The sequence below is a fragment of the Sediminibacterium goheungense genome, from assembly GCF_004361915.1.
Lineage (GTDB): Bacteria > Bacteroidota > Bacteroidia > Chitinophagales > Chitinophagaceae > Sediminibacterium > Sediminibacterium goheungense.
The window spans coordinates 59,321-83,653 of sequence record NZ_SNWP01000016.1 but is presented as its reverse complement, the minus strand read 5'-3'; the positions used below and the strand labels follow the sequence as shown (position 1 = coordinate 83,653).

Annotated in this window: 26 protein-coding genes and 1 tRNA gene; 22 read left to right on the top strand and 5 right to left on the bottom strand. The window is 39.5% G+C overall.

Annotated features, from left to right (window positions below):
- Positions 1 to 115 precede the first annotated feature (115 nt).
- The 16 genes from BC659_RS16480 to BC659_RS16405 all read left to right on the top strand — a co-directional run bounded on the left by BC659_RS16480 (position 116) and on the right by BC659_RS16405 (position 10,005).
- Positions 116 to 200: transfer RNA gene (locus tag BC659_RS16480), tRNA-Ser, on the top strand.
- A gap of 60 nt (positions 201 to 260) precedes the next feature.
- Positions 261 to 527: a hypothetical protein gene (locus BC659_RS16475; RefSeq protein ID WP_133475682.1), complete on the top strand. Its 267-nt coding sequence runs from the start codon at positions 261 to 263 to the stop codon at positions 525 to 527.
- Positions 528 to 676: 149 nt separating this feature from the next.
- Positions 677 to 913, top strand: a complete 237-nt coding sequence (locus BC659_RS17165) for a GIY-YIG nuclease family protein (protein WP_133475681.1) — start codon at positions 677 to 679, stop codon at positions 911 to 913.
- Positions 914 to 1,088: 175 nt separating this feature from the next.
- Positions 1,089 to 1,691 carry a TetR/AcrR family transcriptional regulator gene (locus tag BC659_RS16465; protein ID WP_133475680.1) on the top strand — a complete coding sequence of 201 codons (603 nt, stop codon included), beginning with the start codon at positions 1,089 to 1,091 and terminating at the stop codon, positions 1,689 to 1,691.
- A gap of 41 nt (positions 1,692 to 1,732) precedes the next feature.
- Positions 1,733 to 2,230, top strand: a complete 498-nt coding sequence (locus tag BC659_RS16460) for a DinB family protein (RefSeq protein ID WP_133475679.1) — start codon at positions 1,733 to 1,735, stop codon at positions 2,228 to 2,230.
- Between the two features lie 52 nt (positions 2,231 to 2,282).
- Positions 2,283 to 2,768: an acyl-CoA thioesterase gene (locus BC659_RS16455; protein ID WP_133475678.1), complete on the top strand. Its 486-nt coding sequence runs from the start codon at positions 2,283 to 2,285 to the stop codon at positions 2,766 to 2,768.
- Positions 2,765 to 3,310: a YbhB/YbcL family Raf kinase inhibitor-like protein gene (locus tag BC659_RS16450; protein WP_133475677.1), complete on the top strand. Its 546-nt coding sequence runs from the start codon at positions 2,765 to 2,767 to the stop codon at positions 3,308 to 3,310. The genes BC659_RS16455 and BC659_RS16450 overlap by 4 nt, the downstream gene beginning before the upstream one ends.
- A 19-nt stretch (positions 3,311 to 3,329) precedes the next feature.
- Positions 3,330 to 4,082: an MBL fold metallo-hydrolase gene (locus BC659_RS16445; protein WP_133475676.1), complete on the top strand. Its 753-nt coding sequence runs from the start codon at positions 3,330 to 3,332 to the stop codon at positions 4,080 to 4,082.
- 43 nt (positions 4,083 to 4,125) lie between these two features.
- On the top strand, positions 4,126 to 4,824 hold the full coding sequence (locus BC659_RS16440; protein ID WP_133475675.1) for an aspartate/glutamate racemase family protein: 699 nt from the start codon (positions 4,126 to 4,128) through the stop codon (positions 4,822 to 4,824).
- A gap of 11 nt (positions 4,825 to 4,835) precedes the next feature.
- Complete coding sequence (locus tag BC659_RS16435) at positions 4,836 to 6,305, top strand: APC family permease (protein WP_211340800.1); 1,470 nt, start codon at positions 4,836 to 4,838, stop codon at positions 6,303 to 6,305.
- Between the two features lie 10 nt (positions 6,306 to 6,315).
- Positions 6,316 to 6,837 carry an N-acetyltransferase gene (locus BC659_RS16430; RefSeq protein WP_133475674.1) on the top strand — a complete coding sequence of 174 codons (522 nt, stop codon included), beginning with the start codon at positions 6,316 to 6,318 and terminating at the stop codon, positions 6,835 to 6,837.
- 1 nt (position 6,838) lies between these two features.
- Complete coding sequence (locus BC659_RS16425; protein WP_133475673.1) at positions 6,839 to 7,294, top strand: DinB family protein; 456 nt, start codon at positions 6,839 to 6,841, stop codon at positions 7,292 to 7,294.
- A gap of 1 nt (position 7,295) precedes the next feature.
- Positions 7,296 to 7,880 carry a GNAT family N-acetyltransferase gene (locus BC659_RS16420; RefSeq protein ID WP_133475672.1) on the top strand — a complete coding sequence of 195 codons (585 nt, stop codon included), beginning with the start codon at positions 7,296 to 7,298 and terminating at the stop codon, positions 7,878 to 7,880.
- 4 nt (positions 7,881 to 7,884) lie between these two features.
- A complete protein-coding gene (locus BC659_RS16415; protein ID WP_133475671.1) occupies positions 7,885 to 8,313 on the top strand; it encodes a hypothetical protein in 429 nt (142 codons plus the stop codon).
- A 10-nt stretch (positions 8,314 to 8,323) separates the two neighbouring features.
- Positions 8,324 to 9,253 carry a ketopantoate reductase family protein gene (locus BC659_RS16410; protein ID WP_133475670.1) on the top strand — a complete coding sequence of 310 codons (930 nt, stop codon included), beginning with the start codon at positions 8,324 to 8,326 and terminating at the stop codon, positions 9,251 to 9,253.
- A 257-nt stretch (positions 9,254 to 9,510) separates the two neighbouring features.
- The gene (locus BC659_RS16405; protein WP_133475669.1) at positions 9,511 to 10,005 is read left to right on the top strand and encodes a hypothetical protein; all 495 of its coding nucleotides are present in this window, start codon (positions 9,511 to 9,513) and stop codon (positions 10,003 to 10,005) included.
- 62 nt (positions 10,006 to 10,067) lie between these two features.
- Here BC659_RS16405 and BC659_RS16400 read toward each other — a convergent pair whose 3' ends face one another.
- Complete coding sequence (locus tag BC659_RS16400; RefSeq protein WP_133475668.1) at positions 10,068 to 12,179, bottom strand: endonuclease MutS2; 2,112 nt, start codon at positions 12,177 to 12,179, stop codon at positions 10,068 to 10,070.
- Between the two features lie 187 nt (positions 12,180 to 12,366).
- Between BC659_RS16400 and msrA the strand changes: the two genes are divergently transcribed.
- Positions 12,367 to 13,020, top strand: coding sequence for a peptide-methionine (S)-S-oxide reductase MsrA (gene msrA, locus BC659_RS16395; RefSeq protein ID WP_133475667.1), 654 nt, complete (start codon positions 12,367 to 12,369; stop codon positions 13,018 to 13,020).
- 99 nt (positions 13,021 to 13,119) lie between these two features.
- On the opposite strand, the gene BC659_RS16390 is transcribed toward msrA, so the two are convergent.
- On the bottom strand, positions 13,120 to 14,784 hold the full coding sequence (locus tag BC659_RS16390) for an ABC transporter substrate-binding protein (RefSeq protein WP_133475666.1): 1,665 nt from the start codon (positions 14,782 to 14,784) through the stop codon (positions 13,120 to 13,122).
- A 102-nt stretch (positions 14,785 to 14,886) separates the two neighbouring features.
- Between BC659_RS16390 and BC659_RS16385 the strand changes: the two genes are divergently transcribed.
- Positions 14,887 to 16,386, top strand: coding sequence for an oligosaccharide flippase family protein (locus BC659_RS16385; RefSeq protein WP_133475665.1), 1,500 nt, complete (start codon positions 14,887 to 14,889; stop codon positions 16,384 to 16,386).
- A 96-nt stretch (positions 16,387 to 16,482) separates the two neighbouring features.
- Here the strand turns inward: BC659_RS16385 and BC659_RS16380 are convergent, their stop codons facing one another.
- Positions 16,483 to 17,235: a L,D-transpeptidase family protein gene (locus tag BC659_RS16380; RefSeq protein WP_133475664.1), complete on the bottom strand. Its 753-nt coding sequence runs from the start codon at positions 17,233 to 17,235 to the stop codon at positions 16,483 to 16,485.
- Positions 17,236 to 17,629: 394 nt separating this feature from the next.
- The gene (hppD, locus tag BC659_RS16375; RefSeq protein WP_211340799.1) at positions 17,630 to 18,760 is read right to left on the bottom strand and encodes a 4-hydroxyphenylpyruvate dioxygenase; all 1,131 of its coding nucleotides are present in this window, start codon (positions 18,758 to 18,760) and stop codon (positions 17,630 to 17,632) included.
- Between the two features lie 253 nt (positions 18,761 to 19,013).
- Here hppD and BC659_RS16370 point away from each other — a divergent pair, with 253 nt between their 5' ends.
- The 3 genes from BC659_RS16370 to BC659_RS16360 are packed head-to-tail and all read left to right on the top strand — an operon-like array spanning position 19,014 to position 21,672.
- Positions 19,014 to 20,081, top strand: a complete 1,068-nt coding sequence (locus tag BC659_RS16370) for an eCIS core domain-containing protein (protein ID WP_133475663.1) — start codon at positions 19,014 to 19,016, stop codon at positions 20,079 to 20,081.
- 27 nt (positions 20,082 to 20,108) lie between these two features.
- Positions 20,109 to 20,495 carry a hypothetical protein gene (locus BC659_RS16365; protein ID WP_133475662.1) on the top strand — a complete coding sequence of 129 codons (387 nt, stop codon included), beginning with the start codon at positions 20,109 to 20,111 and terminating at the stop codon, positions 20,493 to 20,495.
- Positions 20,496 to 20,553: 58 nt separating this feature from the next.
- The gene (locus tag BC659_RS16360; protein ID WP_133475661.1) at positions 20,554 to 21,672 is read left to right on the top strand and encodes a 5-(carboxyamino)imidazole ribonucleotide synthase; all 1,119 of its coding nucleotides are present in this window, start codon (positions 20,554 to 20,556) and stop codon (positions 21,670 to 21,672) included.
- Between the two features lie 91 nt (positions 21,673 to 21,763).
- On the opposite strand, the gene BC659_RS16355 is transcribed toward BC659_RS16360, so the two are convergent.
- Positions 21,764 to 22,711: a DUF3078 domain-containing protein gene (locus BC659_RS16355; protein ID WP_133475660.1), complete on the bottom strand. Its 948-nt coding sequence runs from the start codon at positions 22,709 to 22,711 to the stop codon at positions 21,764 to 21,766.
- A gap of 124 nt (positions 22,712 to 22,835) precedes the next feature.
- On the opposite strand from BC659_RS16355, the gene miaB reads away from it, so the two are divergent.
- The gene (miaB, locus tag BC659_RS16350; RefSeq protein ID WP_133475659.1) at positions 22,836 to 24,263 is read left to right on the top strand and encodes a tRNA (N6-isopentenyl adenosine(37)-C2)-methylthiotransferase MiaB; all 1,428 of its coding nucleotides are present in this window, start codon (positions 22,836 to 22,838) and stop codon (positions 24,261 to 24,263) included.
- Positions 24,264 to 24,333 lie beyond the last annotated feature (70 nt).

Below are 24,333 nucleotides of genomic sequence, written 5' to 3'. Positions count from 1 at the left end.
CATAACAGATGCAAACACCTCGTTCCCAATTACTCTAACAGCTTGTTTATGAATGCATTTGCGTATTATTTCGAATATTTTTTGGTAGAAATATTTCAACCCTTACTTTTGCCGCGGAGAGATGGCAGAGCGGTCGAATGCGGCGGTCTTGAAAACCGTTGACTGTCAAAGGTCCGGGGGTTCGAATCCCTCTCTCTCCGCTTACGCCCACCAAAGCTTCAGCGACGGTGGGCTTTTCATTTCCGGAACATCACTAAATTTTGGTGGGCTTCAGCGGACAGGTCCATTTTTCATCTTTTACATATTTATTACTGGATTCACCAACCGAAGCCTTGGCGCAGGTGATTTCTGATTTTCAACAAATATATTTAGGCGCACTTGCCCACCATAGCTTCAGCGACGGTGGGCTTTTCATTTCCGGAACATCACTAAATTTTGGTGGGCTTCAGCGGACAGGTCCATTTTTCATCTTTTACATATTTATTACTGGATTCACCAACCGAAGCCTTGGCGCAGGTGATTTCTGATTTTCAACAAATATATTTAGGCGCACTTGCCCACCATAGCTTCAGCGACGGTGGGCTACAAAAGCTCCAACACCCGAAATCCCCTGCCTCAAAATCAGGTATAAATACCTATTGCCAGCATAGGGGTTAATATAAATCTTTGCAGGAAAATGCAATACGTCTATATCCTCCTCTGCAACAACGGAAATACATATGTTGGATGCACAAGCGACTTAAAAGAAAGATTTAACAGGCACAATAAAGGATATGTACCTTCTACAAAATCGAATTTGCCTGTAAAACTTCTTTTTTACTGCGCCTTTCATGATAAAATAAAGGCATTTCATTTTGAAAAATATCTAAAGTCAGGATCAGGGAGAGCCTTTATGAATAAGCGTCTTTATTAGCACTATAACCCTGACTAACTGTAATCTTTCATCGTGCTTAAAAGCGCGATTAGTCTTTACCGGCGCAGTTTTGGGTACATTAAAAAATGCCTTGAATAATCATCGAAAAGCATTTACCAGAAATTTTTAAAAAATATACCAATCGGTATTATTTATTTACTATTTTTACATCGTCATGAGTATTGAATTATCAAAAGCAGAAAGAACCAGACAATATATTATTGAGAAAACAGCTCCTGTTTTCAATGAGAAAGGCTATGCAGGAACGTCCATTCATGACCTTACCGAGGCAACCGGCTTAACAAAAGGAAGTATATACGGAAATTTTGAAAACAAAGACGAAGTTGCCCTTGCTGCATTCGATTACAATTTCAATACCGTTACCAATTATATCAAGGCACAAATATTAGCAACCGAAAACTCAATTGAGCGCCTGCTTGTTTACCCTAAAGTCTATCGGAAATTTTTGATACTCCCCTTCCTGCAACCAGGATGTCCTATACTAAATACATCTACAGAAGCAGATGATACACATCCTAAACTCAGAGAAAAAGCTGCGAAAGCACTGGCATTCTGGAAAACTTCTATTGAAAACCAAATCAAACGTGGTATGGTAAGGGGAGAAATTAAAAAAAATACAAACCCCACATTGATTGCCATCATTTTAGTATCCATTATTGAAGGAAGCATCATGCAGGCCAAAGTGGTACAAAACGCAAAGGATTTAAAGGTAGCCATGGACTATTTAGAAAAAATAATACTGGATCTAAAGGCTTAAAAAATTTACACTAAAATATACCGATCGGTATTTTATTAAATATGGAAATTATAACCATTAACAGATTTCTGGAGTATTATGAAGACACTCGCAGTATCACAAATAAAGTATTAGCCGCAATACCTCATGATAAACTGGACTGGACTTACCGGGAAGGCAAATTTACCATTGGCGACCTGATAAGACACATTGCAGCAATAGAAAGATTTGTTTTCGCAGAAATGGCAATCGGTCATAAACCTTGTTATAAGGGTTGCAAAAGTGACATCACCATCGGCTACAACAGTATTTTTGATTATTTCGAAGCCATGCATGTGCAAACCATAAAAATATTAGAAACTGTAAGTGATGTTTCACTATCAAATAATATATCCCTAATCAAAGGAAGAGAAATACCATTAAAAAATCTGCTTAGAAATATGATTATACACGAAGTACATCACAGAGGCGCATTGTGTATTTATTTAAACCTTTTAGGAGTGTCAACACCTCCTGTTCTGGGTTTAATGGAAGAACAGTTAATTGAATTGAGTAAATAAAAACTGAGATTAGTTAGAAGATTTTATTTGAAATGATGATTAAACCAATGACATGGCTACTTTAAAAAAAATATTAGAGAGTACTGCAAGGATACAGTACCAGGATTGTGACCCCTTCAATCATCTGAATAATTCAAAATACATAGATTATATAGTAGCAGCCAGAACAGAACAACTACTCGAAAATTATTCTTTCCACACGGCTGATATAGCCAAAAAAGATGGATTGAGTTGGGTTGCCGCGCAAACACAAATTTCATACCTCTATCCTGCGGCATGGCTTGAAAAAGTAGTAATCGAAACAAAATTAATTTCATTTTCAGCTTCAAGTTTATTGGTGGAAGCTTTTATGTGGAATGAAAACAAAACACATATAAAAGCAATTATGTGGTCGAAACTGGTTCACTTCCATATTAAACTTCAAAAGAGCCACAAACATTCAACAGAGCTGATGCGGTTCTTTGAACAAATACACCATCCACTGGAAAACGATTTCACATTTGAAAACAGGGTTAACGCAATAAGAAAAGAAATATGAAAAAACACTTATTCATCATTGTAACATTCGTTCTGAACGTTTTGCTTTCAAACGCACAAACATTTACTTTAAAATCAAAAGAATTGGGTGGTCAGGCTACCAGTCAACAGGTATTCAATGGGTTTGGCTGTACCGGTGAAAACAAATCGCCCCAGCTATTTTGGGAATACGCTCCCGCAGGCACCAAGAGTTTCGCAGTTACCATTCATGATGAAAATGCACCAACAGGCAGCGGATGGTGGCACTGGCTGATTTTTGATATTGATAAAACTATACTACAATTAGTATCAAACGCAGGAAATACAAAAAATGGATCTGCTCCACCTAAATCCATTCAAAGTAAAACAGACTTTGGCACTACAGGATATAGTGGCCCCTGCCCAACACCAGGTAGTGGATTTCATAAATATACCATAACAGTATACGCATTGAATACAGAAAAGTTAGGACTCGATGCAAACGCAAATCCCGCCCTAGTTGGATTCTATCTATCACAGCATCTGATTGAAAAAGCCTCACTGGTATTTTATTATAAATTATAATACCTGAAACGATACTATTATGAAAATCCAGAAGTTAAATTGGGCAGGAATTAAAATTGAATGTAACAAAAAGACCCTATTAGTTGATGCTGTTGAAGATTTTACAGCTTATTCCGGAATACTAGGTTACCCAAGAACACCTCTTATTCATTTTTCCTTAACTACGAAGGCAGATTATATTGTATTTACACACCTGCACTTAGATCATTTTGATATTTCTATTATTGAAAAATGTTTGAAACCAGACGGAAAAATAATCGCTTATAAAAAACTGGAAAAATACATCCCCGCTCTTACAAGACATGTTATTTATCTTGACTACGATGAAATATTTACTGAAGAAGGAATCAGCATAAAATCAGTATTCTCACTTGATGGTATCGGACACGATCAAACAGCGTGGATTATTGAATGTAACGGATTTAAGATATTCCATGGTGGTGATACCATATGGCATAATAAGTTTTGGCAACTCGGTAAAGAAAACCAAAATATTGATTTCGCTTTTTTACCGATAAATGGCGCAATTGTAAATTTTCAGGCATTGGGGCTTGCTTACAGTACCATACCTGCATCCATGACTCTGGAACAGGCTTTTAACGCGGCAAAATTACTACAGGCCAGAGAACTCATCCCTATACATTACAACAAATTCTCGACTCCCTACTATCAGCCAGAAGAATTAAATGAAGAAGATTTTGAAAAATTATCAAAAAAAATCAGTCAACCTTATCGCCTGGTAGAAGATGGATATTTTATTAGTGGTGAATAATATAATGGTAATTAAAATAAAAACCCTACTTAAATAAAATGCAATGAAAAAAATCGGATTAGTTGGAGGAACAAGCTGGACTTCAACCATTGACTATTACAGATTTTTCAATGAAGAAACCAATAAAATTTTGGGTGGTTTACACTTTCCTGAGTGCATTATTTACTCTGTAAATTTTAAACTGTTTAGTTCTTATAATGCTGCATATAACTGGGATGCAACTTTTGAATTATTGGCCGATGCTGCAGACAAGCTGAAAGCTGCCGGAGCAGATATGATTATGCTTGGTGCAAATACGGCACATATTGTAGCAGAAAGAATAGCAGACAAAATTGACCTACCGCTTATTGATATCAGGGAAGCGACAGCCCGTGCCATTCAAAAAAAGCAATTGAAAAAAGTTGGACTGCTTGGTACCGTATATACCATGGAACTTGACTTTTATAAACAAAAACTTTACCAAAAAGGGCTGGAAGTACTGATCCCACAAACAAAGTCTGAGATAGACTATATAGAGGAAACCCTTGTGAATGAACTTGGAAAAGGAATCATAGTTCCGGAAACCAAACAGGCTTACCTCGCAATCATTAATAAAATGATTGCAGAAGGGGCCGAAGGAATTATTCTGGGTTGCACGGAAATACCCTTACTCATTAGTCAGCAGGATATAGCTATACCTGTTTTCAATACCACACAAATTCATGCACAGGCTGCTGTTGAATTTGCATTATCATCCAACTAAACCAGATATCAATGAATCTGACAAAACTATTGCGAAAGAAACCACTGGAAGCTTACCATGACGACATTAAAACAAGTCAACTGAAACGAACCTTAGGCAAATGGGAACTTACGGCCATCGGCGTTGGCGCTGTTATAGGCGGAGGTATTTTTGTTTTAACAGGTGTAGCTGCCAATCAATATGCAGGTCCGGCATTGGCATTATCATTTATATTGGCAGGCATAGGTTGCTTGCTTGCTGCCTTCTGTTACGCGGAATTTGCAGGTATATTACCTGTTTCAGGATCTGCCTATGCCTATTCGTATGGAACGATTGGAGAATTTTTCGCGTGGTTTATTGGATGGAATCTGATACTGGAGTATATGATGGGTGCAACAACGGTGGCAGTAAGCTGGTCTAAATACTTTGTAAAATTATTACAGCTGGCAGGGATCACAAATCTCCCTTTTTGGTTAACCAACGATCCGGTAACGGCAAAAGAGGAGGCGCTAAAATTGGGCATAAGCCCTCCCTCCTTTTCTATTAATCTTCCTGCAGCATTGATTGTATGGGTAGTTACGTATATACTGGTTCGTGGTATTAAAGAATCAGCAAAAGCAAACAATATCATTGTTGCCATAAAAGTAGCAGCCGTATTATTTGTTATTGTTGCAGGCATCGCCTACATCAATCCTGCAAACTGGCAACCCTTTATCCCAGAAAAAACAATCGATGCAACAGGTGTAAGTCATTTCGGCATTTCCGGTGTGTTAACAGCCGCAGGAATCGTATTCTTTGCTTTTATCGGTTTTGATGCCGTTTCAACACAATCTCAGGAAGCCGTAAACCCAACCAGAGATATTCCATTTGCCATTGTCACTTCACTGATTATCTGCACGACGCTATATATACTAGTTTCTTTAACCCTAACTGGCATGACAAAATACTCCGAAATAGACCTAGGGGCACCTGTAGCTTCTGCATTCGGTTCAGTAGGACTTAGATGGGCATCACTCTTAATTACTATAGCGGCTGTTATTGGTTTAATTTCTGTAATGCTGGTGATGCTGCTATCACAAACAAGAATTTTTCTCAATATGGCTAAAGATGGATTATTGCCACAAAAACCTTTTGGAGTAATTCATAGCCGATTTAAAACTCCATGGAAGAGCACAATACTTTTGGGGTTTATTTCTTCCATAGTAGCCGCATTAACCCCCATTGAAAAAGCAACAAAAATGACCAGCATTGGTACCCTATTCGCATTTGCCATGATTTGTATAGCCGTTTTAGTCTTAAGATTTAAACAACCTAATCTGCATAGACCTTTTAAAGTAAAAAATCTGCCAATCATCGCCGGCCTTGGATTTGCATTCAATCTTTTCCTGATGTTCAGTCTCGATCAAGCAACCTGGTTACGTCTGCTGATATGGAGTTTGATTGGCATCAGTATCTACTTTCTGTATAGTGCAAAAAACAGCAAACTGAATAAAGTTGAGTAAAACCAATTATATGAGTTATATCATAACTAATGCAACAACGGAAGATTTACCAATCATTTATCATTTATTTGAAGAAGCAATTCATTTTCAAAAGATCAATAATTACATCGGATGGAACAACTATGACAAAGAATTTATTCAGGCAGATGTTCAGAATAATCTTTTATGCAAGATTGTTGCCAAAGATGAAATAGCCTGTATTTTCAGTATATGCTTTACGGATAAATTGATATGGCGCGAAAAAGAAAGCGGCGATGCCATTTACCTTCACCGCATTGTATTAAACAGAAAATTTAAAGGAGAGAAACTCTTCGCCAAAGTACTTGACTGGACATTACAGTTCGCCCTGTCAAAAAATCTGAGCTATATACGAATGGACACCTGGGCCGAAAACGAAAAAATTATTACTTACTATAAGGGTTACGGATTCTCATTTATTGAAAACTACAGAACACCTGACACGGATGATTTACCGATACAACACAGAAATCTTCATATAGCATTGTTAGAAAAGAAAATAATACACTCATAAAATGATAATAGAAATCATAAAAACAATATTCGCAAGAGACCTTGACAGGTTATACAATGAAATATCATTGTATCAAAAAGAAGCTAATATCTGGAAAACCGAAAACCAGATTGCCAACTCAGCTGGCAATCTTTGCCTGCATCTCATTGGGAATCTGAATACCTATATAGGAAAAGAAATCGGAGGGTACCATTATATACGAAACAGAGAGGCTGAATTCTCCTTGAAAAACGTATCAAAAAGAGAACTTCTGGAAGAGGTAAAAAAAACTTCACAAACAGTAATCGCTTCACTAAACAATCTTCAGCAAAGCGATTTAGAAAAACAATACCCGATACTGGTATTCGATAAAAAAACGTCCACAGGCTATTTACTGATACACCTGACCACACATCTGACATATCATCTTGGACAAATCAATTATCACAGAAGACTCATTGACACACAATACACGTAAAATGAATTTCACATTCTCAACCCATATTATTCTCGAAAGCAGGAGCTTACGTTTAGAACCTTTACAACTCAAAGACATTGATAATCTGCTAAATATCGCAACAGAAGATCCTACTTTGTTACAATTTTCACCAAAACAGATTTACACAAAAGATTTACTGAGCGAGTATATACATACAGCAATTGAATTACGAAATATACAAACCAGGTATTCGTTCAGCATTTTTTCAAAAAACAATAATTGCTATGTGGGGAGTACTGCTTTTTTAAATGTGTCCAACGCCGATGATCGATTGGAAATAGGTGCTACATGGATTGGAAAGGCTTTTCAGGGAAGCGGATTGAATGGCGAATGCAAAAACCTGTTACTACAGTACGCTTTCGATTCACTGAATGCTCACAGGGTCGAATTTAAAACAGACGAAAGAAATATACAATCAAGAAAAGCCATTGAAAAAATCGGGGGAAAATTTGAAGGCATACTTCGCGGGCACACTTTGATGTCAGACGGATTTAGAAGAAACACATTTTGTTATAGTATTTTAAAATCAGAATGGAACCAACTGAGAAAACCCATAAACGAATAAAATCATGGATTCCAGCAATCAACTACTGATTCATCTTATAAAAACAATACAATATCGCTTTGTTAAAGCCACCCAGGGCTCAAAAGCAGATTTCGGTGTAGTTAAACTAAATAAACATACCCGGTCACCTAATGAAATCATACAACACATGTATGATCTTGCTGTTAAAACAACATGCCTTATTAAAGGCGAATCTTTTCCTGTTTCCAGCTACCAATCACTCGACTTTACCGGTGAAACAAATCGATTCTTAGATGAGATGAAAGAATTATCATTAACGATTGAAGAAGTTACCATAGATATCGTGTTATGTAAAAAATTACTTCAGGGGCCCATTTCTGATATCATAACGCATATCGGGCAAATTGCCATGCTGAGTGGCTTACACGGAAATAAAATTCCATCGGAAAGTTTTTATCAAGCCGATATATAATAACTACTTTATGCATACTACAAACCCTACGATATATATAATTGGCGCCGGTGCCATTGGTAAGGCATTGGCTGTATTTTTATCTTATACCGGAAAAAAAGTGATCCTGCTTCATGGACGTGATCATGACAAAAAGGAATACACAGAAACCATTCAGGTAGCCGTAAATAAAGGCGAAATAGTAAAAAGTAATATCCATATAAGTACAGTAAACAATTATGCTGTTCTGGATGGAATTATCATTTTAACAACCAAATCATTCAGTAACCATCAAATGGCAGACAACCTGAAGGATCGTGTTGGTGATTCTCCAATTGTTGTACTGCAAAATGGCTTACATGTTGAAAATCCATTCATCAGCTATGGATTTACTGAAATTTACCGATGCGTACTTTTTGCTTCGTCTCAGCATATTGAGACCCATCAATTGAAATTCAAACCGGCATCCAATTCACCGATTGGTGTCATAAAAGGTAATATCCCGAACCTGACAGCCATTGTCAAAAGTCTCAACAACCCCTATTTAGTATTTACCCCGGAAGAAGATATACAACCGGTTATCTGGTCAAAAGCCATTCTGAACTGTGTATTTAATTCCCTATGCCCGTTATTGGAAATTGATAATGGTATTTTTAAACGAAACGAAAAAGCTTTACAACTAGCGAAACAAGTCATTGATGAATGTATTGTTATAGCGGCAGCAGAGGGTATCCATTTAAAAGCGGAAACACTATTGGAAAAGCTTTTACTAATCAGTAGTACTTCTGAAGGACAGTTGATTTCAACTTATCAGGATATTCTCCATAAACGAAAGACTGAAATAGAAACATTCAATATTGAAATCGGCCGGATTGCTGGGCAGTATCAAAAAAATGAGCAGTCGAAAATAACCAAATTCTTAGGCGAGTTAATAGAGATCAAATCGGCGATAAACCAATAAGTATGCAACCACAAAAGATAAAATCCTATTGGTAAAAGCATTGCAGAAATTGAAACTCGATACTGTCTTACTGTAAAAATGCTTTAGTCAGACAATTGGTTCTACAGATATTAAGTCAGACAATTATCATTTCTTATAAAATATACTGCTCAGATCTGCTGGCAGCAATTCTCTTCATTGTTCACCCACTCATAGAAAACAGTATGTAAGGTAAAACCAATTACCTTATTTCCTTATATTTATCAAAATTAACAACTATGACCCGTAAACTTTTTCTATTTGCAACGGCTTTTATGAGCCTTACGATCCTGTTCTCTTTTTCGTATAAAGCTGCTAATTTCTCAGGTACCTGGAATCTGGATGAAAGCGCCAGTGAACTCGGACAATTCGGGGCCAGAGGTGCTTACAGCAAAATTGTAATTGACCAGTCTGAATCGGCTATTAAAATGACATTAAGCGGTGCAGGATTTGATGGTAGTAATTACGAAATTACTGAAACACATACTGTCGGCAAAGAATCACAGAACACCGGCATCATGAACAGTAAAAAAACATCAACACTTAACTGGGATGGTGACCAACGCTTTAAAGTGGATATTAAATTGACACTTGAATTTCAGGGACAAAGTATTGACCTGACAGGTATTGAAAAGTGGGAAATAAGTGGCGATGGTAAAACATTAACGCTTTTATCTACGATCAACACCCCTCAGGGAGAAATGAGTACAAAGGCAGTGTATAAGAAAGGATAATGAGTCATGAATGGTCAATGGTGAATTTTACTGTACCTATTCACCATTGACCATTCACCCTACTACTTAGCGGCTGTATCAGTCAATTTTTCCACCACCACCAGATCGGCCATATCTACATGTATGGGGAGCATGCCTACCTGAACAATGGCTTTTTTACCCCTGATCTCTTTCACCTCACCCACCTGATAATTTTTTTTGAGTTTAACAAGTGCCCCAACAGCGATATGCTGATTGAGTTCTTTGTATTTGAGGTCTACTTTTTTAGCGAGTTTATTGACTACAATGGTTTCTTTCTGCTTGAACAGGAGATTTTGCAGGTTTTTAATCACATCCTGTTTGTTCTCGGATTTCTTCCAGTCAAGCACAATCTGTTTCAGCTTACGCTCCATATCTTTTAAGTAAACCAGTCTCTCTTCAGTAATCCTGTTCTGGTTTTTGAGTAACTCTACCTGCTGACGGTGCCTTTCTTTATCCATCACCGTTTCCATTTCCTTTTTGAGTCTGTCGTTCTCACGCAGGAGCTTATGCAATTGTTTTTTCTCCTGTTCCAGTTGCTGCAGATCCTGTTCTGTTCTGTTCAGTAATCGATCCAGTTTAAAATGGTCTTCATCAACCAGTTTTCTGGCGCGGTTAATCAGGTGTTTCGGCAAACCAATTCTTTCTGCAATGGCAAATGTGTATGAACTGCCTGGCTTACCTACAATCAGTTTGTACATGGGTTGAAGATTCACCTCATCAAACTGCATGGCTCCATTAATAATACCCTGTGTTCTGTTGGCCATTACTTTCAGGTTAAGGTAATGCGTGGTTACCACACCGAAAGAATGTCTGCGGGCCAGTTCTTCCATAATTACTTCCGCAAAAGCCCCACCCAGATTCGGATCGCTGCCGCTACCCAGTTCATCAATAAAGAACATGGTTTTCCCATTGGCCGACTCAATAAAATATTTCATGTGCAGCAGGTGACTGCTGTAGGTACTCAATTCAAATTCCAGGTTTTGCGTATCGCCGATATGAATAAATAACTGTTTGAAAATTCCCATCTGCGAATCCGGACTCACCGGTACCAGCAACCCACTTTGCAATAGCAATTGGTTAAGTCCAATGGTTTTCATGGTAACGGTTTTACCACCTGCGTTGGGGCCGCTGATCACCAGTATCCTGTTTTTATCATCCAGTGTAAGGGTTACAGGAATGGTGGGTTTACCGGTTGACTTATTATACAGGAACAATAAAGGATGGTACGCATTGATGAGATGAATATGCGCTTTGTCTGATAATTCCGGCAATTGTCCATTCATATCAATGGCCAGTTTGGCTTTGGCCCTGATGAAATCAAATTCTCCGGCAATTAACAGGTATTGTTCCAGTAAAGGTGCATAAACAGCTATGCGTGCCGTAAGTTGTCTTAATATTCTTTGTACTTCTTTGGCCTCTTCATTTTCCAGTGTAAATACCTGGTTATTGAGATCAATGGTTTCTTCCGGTTCAATAAAGGCCGTTTTGCGACTGTCGCTTTCGCCATGTAAAATACCCTTTACCTGTCTTTTATGTTCTGAGAAAACGGCCACTACCCTTCTCCCATTACTGAAGCTTTCATCTATATCTGCCGTGTAACCTGCTTTGGCCAGTTTGCTCACGACTTTCTCGAACATGCGCCGTAGTTCATTCCTTTTTCGGAACAAATTCATTCTGATCTTGTGTAAATCATCAGAAGCATTATCCTTTACATTACCTTGCTCATCTATGACTTCATCAATTAGTTCAATAATTACTTTTTCATAATAGCTTCCATCAAGTACATGGGCCATGGCTGGAAAAGCCTGTCTGCGCTCCAGATCAAACCAACGGAAAATATTGGATGTATTCTCTGCCAGTTTACGAATCTGCAGCCACTGCTCACCGGGAATCAATGCGCCCTGAATACCGAGTAGTTTAATTTCTTTTTGAAGGGGCAGACTAAAATCATTCGGAAAATACTGGGCCTGCTGTAAAATAGATTTAAACTCAAAACTTTGTTTCAGTTCCAGTTCAATATATTCTTTCCGGGTATGAATACGCAATTGCTGTGCCTTTTCCTTAGCGTATACAGTTTTACAATACCCCTCTAACAGAGTGCGCACTTTATCAAACTCGAGCTGTGTAAGGGCGGTTTCCGGGTATAATCGCATATAGCTAATTCAGGCGCAAAGGTAAGGGAGGAGCTTTTAATCTCAGATGTCAGATCGCAGATGTAAGATGTAAAATCTGATATCTGCGATCTGACATCTGAAATTTTATCCTTTTTGTAAGTACAGAACATCTGCGGCGTCTAAACTGTTATACTATCAATTACGTAATTTTATCAAAAGAGGAACTATGCGAGTGATTATGAGTTTGCTGGTACTGGGGATGAGCCTGGTATCATGCGCACAGCCATCTGCAACTACAAAAACAAAGAAAATGGATATAAAAAAGAACTATGACGGTATACAGACAGATACTGCTACTTTCGGAGAGGGCTGTTTCTGGTGTACAGAAGCTTTTTTTCAGCGATTGGATGGTGTATTGGAAGTGATCAGTGGTTATGGTGGAGGTTTTGTAGAAAACCCTACTTATGAACAGGTATGTGATAAAAATACCGGGCATGTGGAACTGGCAAGGATCGTGTTTGACCCTAAAAAAATCAGTTACGATGAATTACTGGAAGTATTCTGGAAAACCCATGACCCAACCACCCCCGATCAACAGGGAAATGATATAGGCCCACAATACCGCAGCGTAGTCTACTATCATAATGCATTACAAAAAGAAAAAGCGGAAAAATACAAAGCGCTGTTAGATAAAAGTGGTGCATGGGATGCTCCGATCGTAACCACTATTGAACCCTTTAAAAATTTCTACCCGGCCGAAAATTATCACCAGAACTATTACAATGATAACCCCAACCAGGGCTATTGCCGCTTCGTTATCAGACCTAAACTGGAGAAGTTTGAGAAGGTGTTTAAGGATAAGTTGAAGAAGAAAGGGTGATTTTGTGAATGGTCAATGGTCAATGGTCAATGGTGAGTAGTGAGTAGTCAGTAGTGAGTAAATAATATATCCTAATACTCAATACCTAAAAGCTTAAGGCTAATAGCTAACAGCTCCCACCAACTTCACCCTTCGAAGTTCAAGCAGGTTTAGTGCGTTTGTTCTGAATCCCTGTACATTGTTTTGTACAAAGTGAATGGCCATATCGTACCAGATGGGAATAACAGGTGCATCATTGATTACCAGTTGATCCATGGTACGGTAAAGCGCGTAACGTGCAGAATCATTGGTTTCCAGCAAAGCCTGTTCATACAACTGGTCGAAAACCGGATTTTTATAGCGGGTATAATTGGGCGGTGCCGGGTTCTTACTGTAAAACATAGCCATATAATTTTCTGCATCCGGATAATCGGCAATCCAGCTACCCCTGAAAAACAAGGCCTGCGATTTGGCCGTCTGTTCCAGTAAGAGACTTTTCTGAATTACCTCTACCTGTACCGGAAGTCCTATTTCTTCCATCTGCTTAGCCACAAAACTGGCAATATCTGCATAGATGGGAATGGTAAGCAATGTTATTGCAGGAATTGTTCTGGTATCAGTAAACCCTGCCTGTTTCAGCAATTGCCTTGCTTTACCCGGATCATAAGTATACCCTTTTACCAATTCCACATTTCTGGAAGGGAGTCCGCCAGGTACAAAACCAGCTTCTGCCGGAATGCCAATCGAATTGCGCATATACATCATCAGCTGTGGCCGGTTAATGGCATAATTCATGGCCTGTCGAACCAGCTTCAGCCGGACAGGTGATTTTTTCACCAGCGGATTTTGTTCATCTACCAGTATGCCAAAATATTCCGTGTTCAGATAAGCCGTTTTATTCAAATGCAACCTGCCCTGCCATTCTTTTCTCAGTTCCCCTTTTTTGGTAAGCAATTCATCTTTAAAAGAAGGATCAATATCATTGATGAAACTGAGCTTACCCTGCCTGAACTGTAAAAATTCAGTGGCTTTATTATCAAAGAAACTTACCTGTATTGCATCCAGATAAGGTAAGCGTTCCCCCTCCTTATCTTTTTCCCAGTATTGCTCATTCCTATGCAGCACCAATGCCTCACCTTCATCCCAGGAAATAAACCTGAAAGGCCCTGTACCACATGGATTGCGTCTGAAGTCCTTGCCATAAGTCAACACCGCTTCCTTCGGAATAATACTGCAATACTGCATACTCAGGATACCCAGAATGGGATGAAAGGGACGTAACAGTTTTACCTGAAAAGTAGAATCATTGATGGTTGTAAAGGGATGAACCGTATCAACACGTTTGTTAAAAATCCAGGCGCCGCTGCTGGCGGTATTTTTATCGATAATACGGTTAAGGCTAAACACAACATCATCAGCTACCATCTTACGCCCCTTGCCACCGGGAAAAACAGGGCTATCATGAAAATATACATCGTTTCGGAGGTGAAAAGTATAGGTGGTTCTGCCGGCATCAATCTCCCAGCTTTTTGCCAGTGAGGGAACAATATTCAGGTTGCTGTCAATTTCTACCAATGTGTTATAAACCTGATGAATGGCCCACATGATCGACTGGTTCTTGGCAAATGCCGGGTCAAGGGTAGCAATACCGGTCGTTTCATTGTAATAGAAAACCATCTTCCCGGATTCTTTTTTACCCGTGCAGGCAGTCTGGTACAGAAAACAGCATCCGATCAAAAGCGTAAAAAGAGTTGATCTGAATTTTATGATTTTCAATTCTTTCATCCTGCCCCGAATATCCTATTTTTAGCCGATGAATACAAAGCTGTCTGAAAAACGGTTTCAGACAGCTTTGATAAACACCGAAACAATCAATTTTTACCGGGCATGGGAAGTATCAGGAAGCAAACCATTATTTCAAGTGTGTTGATCTATATTGGCTTTCTGATAGGCTTTGTGAACCATTATTTATCTACACTGAATGGCTCTCTCACAGTTGAGCAGTTTGGCCTTACTCGTATTTTCTTTGACTTCGCCCAAAACATGATGGCTTTTGGTGCCTTGGGAATGATTCCCGTAATCTATAAATTCTATCCCTACTATAAAGACAATCTTGCGCAGGATAAAATTGACTTGATGAGTTGGGCCATGATTGCTTCATTAATCGGTTTTATCATAGTACTTGTCAGCGGCCTAGTATTTCAACCCTATTTTGTAAAAAAATTCATCGACCGATCCCCACTAATTGTACAATATTATTATTGGATGTTTCCTTTTGCCATGGGTATGTTATTCTTTTCTGTGCTTGAAGGATTCAGCTGGGCCTTACAATTATCTGTTGTATCCAATTTTTTAAAAGAAACTGTTTTCAGGTCTCTTATCTGTATTCTGATTTTGTTGTTTTACTTAAAGCTAATCAGCTTTGAGGTTTTCATTTATCTGTTTGCATTTCAATACCTCATAATTTTTCTAGTCCTTCTTATTTACCTGATTAAAACTGGCAAACTGCGTTTCAATTTTAGGCTAAGCAGGGTTACACGAAAATTCTGGAAAAAAATGCTATCCATGCAAGCCTTGTTGTATGGAGGTACACTGATTGCTTCCGTGGCTGCGACGATCGACAGTTTTATCATCGCAAGTATCCTTGGACTTAAAGCTGTGGGGATTTTTGTTTTTGCACAATATGTGGCCAATGTATTGCAGGTGCCTCAAAGAAGTATTACAGCAGTATCTTCCAGTTTTTTATCAAGGGCTTGGAAAGATAAAAACTATACAGAAATCAATCGCATCTACTCCCGCTCCTGTATCAATTTACTCATCTTAACCTTGTTTCTATTTGGCAATATCTGGTTGAGTGTCAAGGAAGGGATTACTGTCTTAGATATACAGAAAGATTATTTGGATGGCATGAAGGTAATTTTTGTATTAAGCATGGTACGTATTGTTGACGCTGGGACAGGCTTAAATGCCATGGTCATCAATACTTCTACTTTCTGGCGTTTTGATTTTATCAGTGGCGTGGTACTCATTGGGCTTCGCTTTCCCCTTACGTATTACCTTATCAAACATTACGGTATCCTCGGCTCAGCCATTGCCGAATTGATTGCCTATGGTATCTATAATTTTATCCGCTACGAATTTCTGCGTCGCAAGTTTCATATGCAGCCATTTAATATGAAAACCGTTTATGCCATCTTATTAAGTGTAGCGGCCTATGGCATATGCTATTTTTCTTTCCATCACCTAACCGGCTGGACTTCCATCATCCTGAATGGTATTGTATTCTCCTCCATCATGATTGGTGGTGTATACTATCTCAAACTCACACCTGATGCAATGCAGTTGATAGAGGTAATGAAAAATAAATGGCGGAGGAATAATGGATGATGTAGGATCGCTGATGTCTGATTTAATTTTACAGTTCGATACCTATATCAATCAATGCCAATCCCATATCCGACATCAGCGATCAGCCATCATACATTATAAAATTACGTACTCCCCTTTCTTATTTACCGAAATGAGGGGTAGCTTTTTATGTTCTTCAAAGAAGTCGTACACTTCTTTTAAACGGGTGGAGAATTTCTGGTAATCGCTGTCTTCTTTACTGTTACGGGAAAGGTATTCCTGGCTTCGGTTATTACTGAAACGAACGGGGTAAATATGAACCGGAATAAAATCCTGTCCCTGGTTACGCGCATGGGAGGCCAATACATATAGTTCCTCAATCTGGTCGTTCTGAATAGGTATGCAGCCTACTGTTACACAACTTCCGTGGATATAAATATCACTCCCGGGCTTGATAGAATCACTAAGCAAAAGGTCAGAGGCATTGGGGTAATTCAGTCCCAACGACAAATGATACATGCTTTTAGGATTGAATTCATTGATATAGTAAAAACCTTCCGGCACCTGATAATCTCCTTCCATGCGCTTTGGGCCAAGAGTACCGGAAAGAGCGCATATCTTGTAGGTTTTGAATAACTTATAAGGTTCTGCTGAAGTATTTCTTACCCATACTTCCAACTGACTATCGTACTTAAAGCTCCTCACATACATATCTTTCGCTGGCCAGTTTAACCTGGCTGCTGCAAATTGTTTTTTTAAAGTATCTTCTTTTGATCGGATAGCACCAGCAACACGTGGAAAAACACGCTGGTTCTCAATAAAGCCATTCTGTGCCTGTAACCCGGTAGACAGAAAGCCAAGAACACAAAAGATAGAGAGGTACTTCATGTTTGCAAAATAACAAAACCAACAATAACAGGCATTCAATAGCCTGTTAAAGAAACGAATACGGGGTGAAAATATTGCGCATTGTTGGGGGCGCCATTAGCTTTTAGCTATTAGCGGTTAGCCAATTAACTTTTTATGATAATTGGCTAACTACTAGTTAAAAATCATTACCATCGAAAAAATTAGGCTATGAGCTTTGCGCCTCGAGCTATGAGCCTTAACGGGTGGCTACTTTAAATTTTCTGCTATTATTGAAATAAATGGCAGGCTCGCTCATTCGATTTGGGATTATACTGGTTAAACAGAAATACTTACACTCCCAAATAGACTGAATATCCTTCAAATGCAACTTATCAAAACTCACAGCTCGTAGCTCAAAGCTCACAGCAAAAAACTACAGATTCCCCCTGCTCTCCTGTTCACGCTCAATGGCTTCAAAAAGGGCCTTGAAATTACCCTTACCAAAACTTTTGGCTCCTTTACGTTGAATGATCTCAAAGAAAAGGGTGGGTCTGTCTTCAACCGGTTTGGTGAAAATCTGAAGCAGGTATCCCTCATCATCCCTATCTACCAGAATACCCAACTCACGCAACGGATTCAGGTCTTCATCGATATGTCCTACCCTATCTAATAAATCATCATAATAGGTTGTAGGCACTTTTAGAAATTCAACTCCTCTGTTTTGCAAATCGGTTACTGTTTTCACAATATCGTTGGTAGCCAGTGCCACATGCTGACATCCTTCTCCATTATAAAAATCAAGGTATTCTTCTACCTGCGATTTTTTCTTTCCTTCAGCGGGCTCATTGATCGGGAACTTAACAAAACCATTACCATTACTCATTACCTTACTCATCAATGCTGAGTATTCTGTAGAAATATCATTATCATCGAAACTGAGTATATTTTTAAAACCCATTACTTCTTCATAAAATTTAACCCAGGGGTTCATCTGGTTCCAGCCAACATTACCCACGCAATGGTCTACATATAAAAGTCCTGTTTCTGATGGATTGTAATGGCTATTCCATTTTCGATATCCCGGTAAAAAAGCGCCTGTATAATTTTTTCTTTCAATAAACAGATGCACGGTATCTCCATAAGTGTGTATACCACTCATTACCACCGCTCCATATTCATCTGTAAACTGCTGCGGCTCAAGATAGCTTTTTCCCCCACGCGCTGTTGTTTGTTTCCAGGCATCAGCTGCATCTTCCACTCTTAATGCCAGCACTTTTACACCATCTCCGTGTTTGTATACATGATCAGCAATGGGATTATCTGTACGAAGTGCGGTAGTAAATACAAATGTGAGTTTGTTCTGACGAACAGCATAACTGGCCCGGTCTTTTACACCTGTTTCCGGTCCGGCATATGCCAGACTTTGAAAACCGAAAGCCGTTTTATAAAAATGTGCTGCCTGCTTGGCATTACCTACATAAAATTCTACATAATCTGTGCCTTGCAAAGGGAGAAAATCAGTTATGGGGTTTGATGGTACCATAGTACTGGTAATTGTTTCCATACAATATGTTTAATAAGATGAATAATAGTAAGAAAATCCGGAAAGACTGTTATGCGGCATCCATGGCCAATGCTTCCATCAGCAGGCAATAGCAGAAACGCTTGTCGCTGAACAGTTTATGAGGGTAATCAGGAATCATTGGTACAAAATTAAGCAAATAATTTCCGGTATGGAAGATAAAACAGAATAGTATGCTATTATTCAGAAAACATTAGTAATTTGTAAACATAGCATCAGCTCACGCTGAAGAACTATGAAAAATCAGGTCAACCAAACAACAGAAAGCCAATCCAAATCTTCCGCCCATTATGTGGCGGAACAAAAAATGGCAGGAGAAGAATCTGATTCGCTCCCAGCAATCGTAGGTGCTTATCAACTCCAGCAAATTGCCAATAGCAGTCCTCAGGTAGCACAATTACAGGCATTCATGTCTATGGCGAATCACAATAAATCACTTCTTTCCTTACCGGCTGTTTCTGTTATTCAGAAAAAAGAAAATAAGACAGGTTTACCGGATCAATTAAAATCGGGGATAGAACAATTATCGGGTGTTGGCATGGATGATGTGAAAGTGCATACCAATTCATCCAAACCCGCCCAACTCAATGCCTATGCTTATGCACAGGGTACAGATATTCATGTGGCGCCTGGTCAGGAAAAACATTTGCCGCATGAAGCCTGGCATGTAGTACAACAAAAACAAGGCAAAGTACAGGCAACCACGCAACTAAAAGGTATTGCAGTGAATGATGATGCAGTGCTGGAGAATGAAGCTGATGTTATGGGTGCCAAAGCTTTAACAACTGATACCCATACACAGGCAACTCCTGTTCAGCGTTTTTCCATTTCAACGCCTGTTCTGCAGGGTGCATTTACTGCCGGTGACCCCACAACCTATGATGCAGATGGCGGACATGGCTATGGTGATCATGGATGGCAAACTACAGAACTGCAACACAAAGTACGACTTGAAACAGGAACTGCCCCCTCAGGAAGGGTTGCTGATATTCCTGATGCTTCCAGCAAATTTGCTTCTTCAGCTATCATGACGAATGCCGTAGCTTTGGCAATGGTTGATGCAGCAAAACCCGGCGTTTCAGATAAAACCGGTAAGAAAGGCGGAAAAAAAGCCCGCTTAACACTTGCTTACAATACAGCCAAAGCAGGCATTTCCTATTCACTCGATAAAACCAAAGTGCCTCCCGCTGTAGTAAGCAGCACCGTAGACTGGGTGGTAATCGTATTAAAAAATCCGCCGGCATATGATGAAATAGTAACCATGTTCCCCAGTGCCGCCAAACCTGGTGCTACTGACAACTAAAAAAATTCCACAGCATTAAACTACATTATGTCTGAGCCTCTCTTATTATATACGCTGAAACAACTTGTACTGGCCATCACCGGAAAAAATGCAACTGCAGAAATGATCGTTGATCTGGAAGACATACTGGAAGGTAACGGTCTTGATGATGAAAATTATGTGCCAATATGGGTACCACAAATATTTCAGGCGCTTACAGAAAAAAAAAACATTCCGGCTACTCAACAAACACCTGCCATTAAAGAAGGTGCATCTTATTACAATTTTTTTGATGAATTATCGCAAATCATACCTATGAAATGGGTAGAGTATGGCGAATATTTTCTGATGCAGTTTCCTCCACTTGATCTGGAAGCGAAAATTTCACTGGAAGACAATTCCTATGAAGTAAGGGCCATCACAAAAACAGTATAAACACCTCCGTTTCAGTCTTCAAACGGATCAACTATATTTGCTGCCCATTCAATCATTTATGAAAGCAGGCATTTTAGGTGGTGGACAGTTAGGCAGAATGTTATTACAGGCTGCAGCCAATTATACAGTAGAAACATACGTTCTCGAAAACGACCCCAATTGCCCGGCGGCTCATTTATGCCATCATTTTGTAAAAGGCAATATCAACGATTTTGATACGGTGTATCAGTTTGGAAAAGGACTGGATGTACTTACCATTGAAATTGAAGCAGTGAATGTGGATGCACTTGAAAAACTCGAAGCAGAGGGTGTAAGAGTGATCCCCAAACCATCTGCTATCAGAACCATCAAGAATAAAATACTGCAGAAACAGTTTTATCAGGATCATGATATTCCTACCTCCGACTTTATCATCACCGAAACATTGGCAGAATTGACCCAGCACCATGGTTTTCTTCCTGCCGTACATAAAGTCGGGCAAGGTGGTTATGATGGCAAAGGGGTTCAGGTAATAAAAGATGAGCAGGATATCAGTAAAGGCTTTGATGCCCCAGCTGTTCTGGAGAAAATGGTGCCGATAGAGAAAGAAATTGCCATGATTGTGGCGATGAATGAAAAAGGAGAAACGACCCTCTATCCGCCTGCTGAAATGGTATTTGATCCGTTGTTGAATCTGTTAGATTACCAGATCAGTCCTGCACATTTACCGGAAAAAGTATTGTGGAAAGCGGAAGCCATCGCTTTACGGGTTGTAAAAGCACTACAAAGTCCGGGGCTTTTTGCGGTTGAACTTTTTGTCGATAAAAATGAAGAAGTGCTGGTTAATGAAACGGCTCCAAGGGTTCATAACAGCGGCCATCATACCATTGAAGCCAATTATTCAAGCCAGTATGATATGTTATGGCGCATCATGCTCGGCTACCCACTGGGCAACCCTGATGCCATTCTTCCATCCGCAATTGTAAACCTGCTGGGTGCCGAAGGATATTCAGGTAATGCAAGCTATGAAAACCTGGAAGAGGTATTGAAGATGGATAATGTGTTTGTGCACCTATACGGCAAACTACAAACCAAGCCCGGCCGAAAAATGGGCCATGTAACCATTATGCACAAAGACTACCAGGACCTCACTCACAAAGCAAACAAAATAAAGCATCTGTTGAAGGTAAAAGCATAATTTCTGAACGCTGATGTCTGATTTCTGATTGAATAAGTCATCTGCAATACAATACAAATCAGACATCAGCGATCCTCCATCAGGCATTTGATCATCCTTTCCTCACATTCAAAGGTTTCAGAAAACCAATACCGATCAGGCTTTTGGTTTGCAGGCCAGGGGATGTTTTATTTGGGCCGAACAGACGAACATCATCATCATAAATGAGATCGAGACTATAAGTAGCTGAGAAGAATTTATTGATCTTGAAAGAAAACAGGTTGGTCATAAAGAAGTCTATGTTCTGCGCCCTGTTGTTATAATTAGAAAATATATCAAGCCTTGCTTTATAGGTAACATTTTTGGCGATCGTATTATTGTAGTTAACGGTTGCAAAAGTACCTATCTCATTCACAGAGTTTTTACCGGCAGGCACCCCGTATTTACCCTGCGCAGATAATTTATTATTGGCAACAACGGTCAGCCTGGATGTTAACGGCGAAACAAAGACAGAAAGCTTATCGTTGGGTTTGTAATCAAAACCTACTGATAGAATAATATAAGCAGGCGATAAAAACGAAGAAGCAAAAGAAGGTACGCCACCCGAAAAAGTATAACCATCAAACCACTGTGAACGGAAATTGAACAGGCTGGAAAGAAAAATCTTACCGGTACTATCCATCTTATAACCATACTTACTCAGAAAATCAAAACGGTCATCATTCTTACGTCCACCCAAACTGGTCGTTTGTACATACCCCAGGTTCATATCGAAATTATTGTCCCAGTTATGCTTTCCCTTTTTAAAAAAATAGAAAAAATTGAAATAGGAACTAACCGCCAGTGAAAAATTATCACCCCCGGCTGCCCAGTTACTCAAAGACCCCTGTGAAAGGTTGGCACTGAGTAATCCCCCCCTTTTCCAGGTCCAACGGCTGGTATCCGCCTCCTTTTTAATCGTTCTCGATGTTTCACTACGAAGTTTGTTGACAACTATATCCTGAGAAAAAGCTGCTGAACCGGTTACAAGGAACAGCATCCAAAAGAACCATTTCTTCATGTGTACGGGGCATTTTCGATGCAAAACTAATTGATTAACACAATTTTCAAGCCTTAAAACCTGTCAAACTGACACAAAAACGAGACAATTTTGTTAATTTTGCTACTTATAAATTTTATTATTCATGGATGTATTGGCTATCGGAGACAAAGTACATGATGAAGCCCGCCAGGGAGAAGCGTTTAGTCCATTTGCGAATGACCCCAATCGTTATTCGAAACATTTCTACATAGAGAGTTATGGCTGTGCCATGAATTTTGCAGACAGCGAAGTCATTGCATCTATTCTGAACAATGCCGGTTTTGGCGCTACCAGAAATGTGGAAGAGGCCAACCTCATTCTGCTTAACACTTGCTCTATCCGCGAAAAAGCAGAACAGACGGTTCGTAAAAGACTCACGGAGTTTCGGAAACTAAAAGAAAGAACACCGGGTTTATTAATCGGGATGCTGGGCTGTATGGCTGAGCGACTGAAAGCGCAGTTACTGGAAGAAGAAAAACTGGTAGACATTGTTGTGGGTCCTGATGCTTACAGAAGCTTGCCCGGATTGATTGAAGAAGCAGAAACCGGACAGAAAGCCGTGAATGTATTATTGAGCCGTGAGGAAACCTATAGCGATATTGCCCCTGTTCGTATAGACAGCAACGGCATCAGCGCATTTGTTTCAATTATGCGAGGCTGTAATAACATGTGCAGCTTCTGTGTGGTACCTTTTACACGTGGTCGTGAAAGAAGCCGTGATGCCTATTCTATATTGCATGAAGTAACCGATCTTGTTGAGAAAGGATATAAAGAAGTAACCCTGCTCGGTCAGAATGTAGACAGTTATTACTGGATCGACGAGCAGAAAGATGAGACCGTAACTTTTGCTGTACTACTCGAAAAAGTAGCATTGGTAAGTCCGGAATTACGTGTACGTTTCAGTACCTCCCATCCAAAAGATATTACAGATGAAGTACTGCATACCATGGCCCGTCATGAAAATATCTGTAAATACATTCACCTGCCTGTACAAAGCGGCAGTACCAGAATACTTCAGCTGATGAACAGAACCTATACGCGTGAATGGTATATGGCCAAGGTAGACCGTATCAGAGAACTATTACCCGAATGTGGTATCAGTGCCGATATTATTGCTGGCTTCTGTACGGAGACGGAAGAAGACCATCAGGATACACTCAGCATTATGCGGTATAGTGGTTATGATATGAGTTATATGTTCTTTTACAGTGAACGCCCCGGTACACTTGCAGCCAGAAGATATACAGACGATATTCCTGAAGACGTGAAAAAAAGAAGGCTGCAGGAAATTGTAGACCTTCAGGGTCAACTTTCCAGGGCAAGCAATGAAAAAGACCTGGGCAAAACATTCAAGGTACTGGTAGAAGGCAATAGCCGGAAAAGTGATGCCGATTGGATGGGCAGAACCAGTCAGAATAAGGTACTGGTATTCCCTAAAAAAAGCATGGATGAACAACTGAAAGGAACCTATGTCATGGTAAAAGTTACAGACTGCACCAAGACCACGTTGAGAGGAGAAAGAAGTAAATAAGTCCTGCCCTGAGCGTAGTCGAAGGGAATAAGAAATGAGGAAGTGATGGCAGATGTCAGATTACAGATAT

Excerpts from the sequence above, each read along its gene's own strand:
- BC659_RS17165 (WP_133475681.1), top strand. The coding sequence starts at position 677 with ATGCAATACGTCTATATCCTCCTCTGCAACAACGGAAATACATATGTT.
- BC659_RS16465 (WP_133475680.1), top strand. The coding sequence starts at position 1,089 with ATGAGTATTGAATTATCAAAAGCAGAAAGAACCAGACAATATATTATT.
- BC659_RS16460 (WP_133475679.1), top strand. The coding sequence starts at position 1,733 with ATGGAAATTATAACCATTAACAGATTTCTGGAGTATTATGAAGACACT.
- BC659_RS16455 (WP_133475678.1), top strand. The coding sequence starts at position 2,283 with ATGGCTACTTTAAAAAAAATATTAGAGAGTACTGCAAGGATACAGTAC.
- BC659_RS16450 (WP_133475677.1), top strand. The coding sequence starts at position 2,765 with ATGAAAAAACACTTATTCATCATTGTAACATTCGTTCTGAACGTTTTG.
- BC659_RS16445 (WP_133475676.1), top strand. The coding sequence starts at position 3,330 with ATGAAAATCCAGAAGTTAAATTGGGCAGGAATTAAAATTGAATGTAAC.
- BC659_RS16440 (WP_133475675.1), top strand. The coding sequence starts at position 4,126 with ATGAAAAAAATCGGATTAGTTGGAGGAACAAGCTGGACTTCAACCATT.
- BC659_RS16435 (WP_211340800.1), top strand. The coding sequence starts at position 4,836 with ATGAATCTGACAAAACTATTGCGAAAGAAACCACTGGAAGCTTACCAT.
- BC659_RS16430 (WP_133475674.1), top strand. The coding sequence starts at position 6,316 with ATGAGTTATATCATAACTAATGCAACAACGGAAGATTTACCAATCATT.
- BC659_RS16425 (WP_133475673.1), top strand. The coding sequence starts at position 6,839 with ATGATAATAGAAATCATAAAAACAATATTCGCAAGAGACCTTGACAGG.
- BC659_RS16420 (WP_133475672.1), top strand. The coding sequence starts at position 7,296 with ATGAATTTCACATTCTCAACCCATATTATTCTCGAAAGCAGGAGCTTA.
- BC659_RS16415 (WP_133475671.1), top strand. The coding sequence starts at position 7,885 with ATGGATTCCAGCAATCAACTACTGATTCATCTTATAAAAACAATACAA.
- BC659_RS16410 (WP_133475670.1), top strand. The coding sequence starts at position 8,324 with ATGCATACTACAAACCCTACGATATATATAATTGGCGCCGGTGCCATT.
- BC659_RS16405 (WP_133475669.1), top strand. The coding sequence starts at position 9,511 with ATGACCCGTAAACTTTTTCTATTTGCAACGGCTTTTATGAGCCTTACG.
- BC659_RS16400 (WP_133475668.1), bottom strand. The coding sequence starts at position 12,179 with ATGCGATTATACCCGGAAACCGCCCTTACACAGCTCGAGTTTGATAAA.
- msrA (WP_133475667.1), top strand. The coding sequence starts at position 12,367 with ATGCGAGTGATTATGAGTTTGCTGGTACTGGGGATGAGCCTGGTATCA.
- BC659_RS16390 (WP_133475666.1), bottom strand. The coding sequence starts at position 14,784 with ATGAAAGAATTGAAAATCATAAAATTCAGATCAACTCTTTTTACGCTT.
- BC659_RS16385 (WP_133475665.1), top strand. The coding sequence starts at position 14,887 with ATGGGAAGTATCAGGAAGCAAACCATTATTTCAAGTGTGTTGATCTAT.
- BC659_RS16380 (WP_133475664.1), bottom strand. The coding sequence starts at position 17,235 with ATGAAGTACCTCTCTATCTTTTGTGTTCTTGGCTTTCTGTCTACCGGG.
- hppD (WP_211340799.1), bottom strand. The coding sequence starts at position 18,760 with ATGGAAACAATTACCAGTACTATGGTACCATCAAACCCCATAACTGAT.
- BC659_RS16370 (WP_133475663.1), top strand. The coding sequence starts at position 19,014 with ATGAAAAATCAGGTCAACCAAACAACAGAAAGCCAATCCAAATCTTCC.
- BC659_RS16365 (WP_133475662.1), top strand. The coding sequence starts at position 20,109 with ATGTCTGAGCCTCTCTTATTATATACGCTGAAACAACTTGTACTGGCC.
- BC659_RS16360 (WP_133475661.1), top strand. The coding sequence starts at position 20,554 with ATGAAAGCAGGCATTTTAGGTGGTGGACAGTTAGGCAGAATGTTATTA.
- BC659_RS16355 (WP_133475660.1), bottom strand. The coding sequence starts at position 22,711 with ATGAAGAAATGGTTCTTTTGGATGCTGTTCCTTGTAACCGGTTCAGCA.
- miaB (WP_133475659.1), top strand. The coding sequence starts at position 22,836 with ATGGATGTATTGGCTATCGGAGACAAAGTACATGATGAAGCCCGCCAG.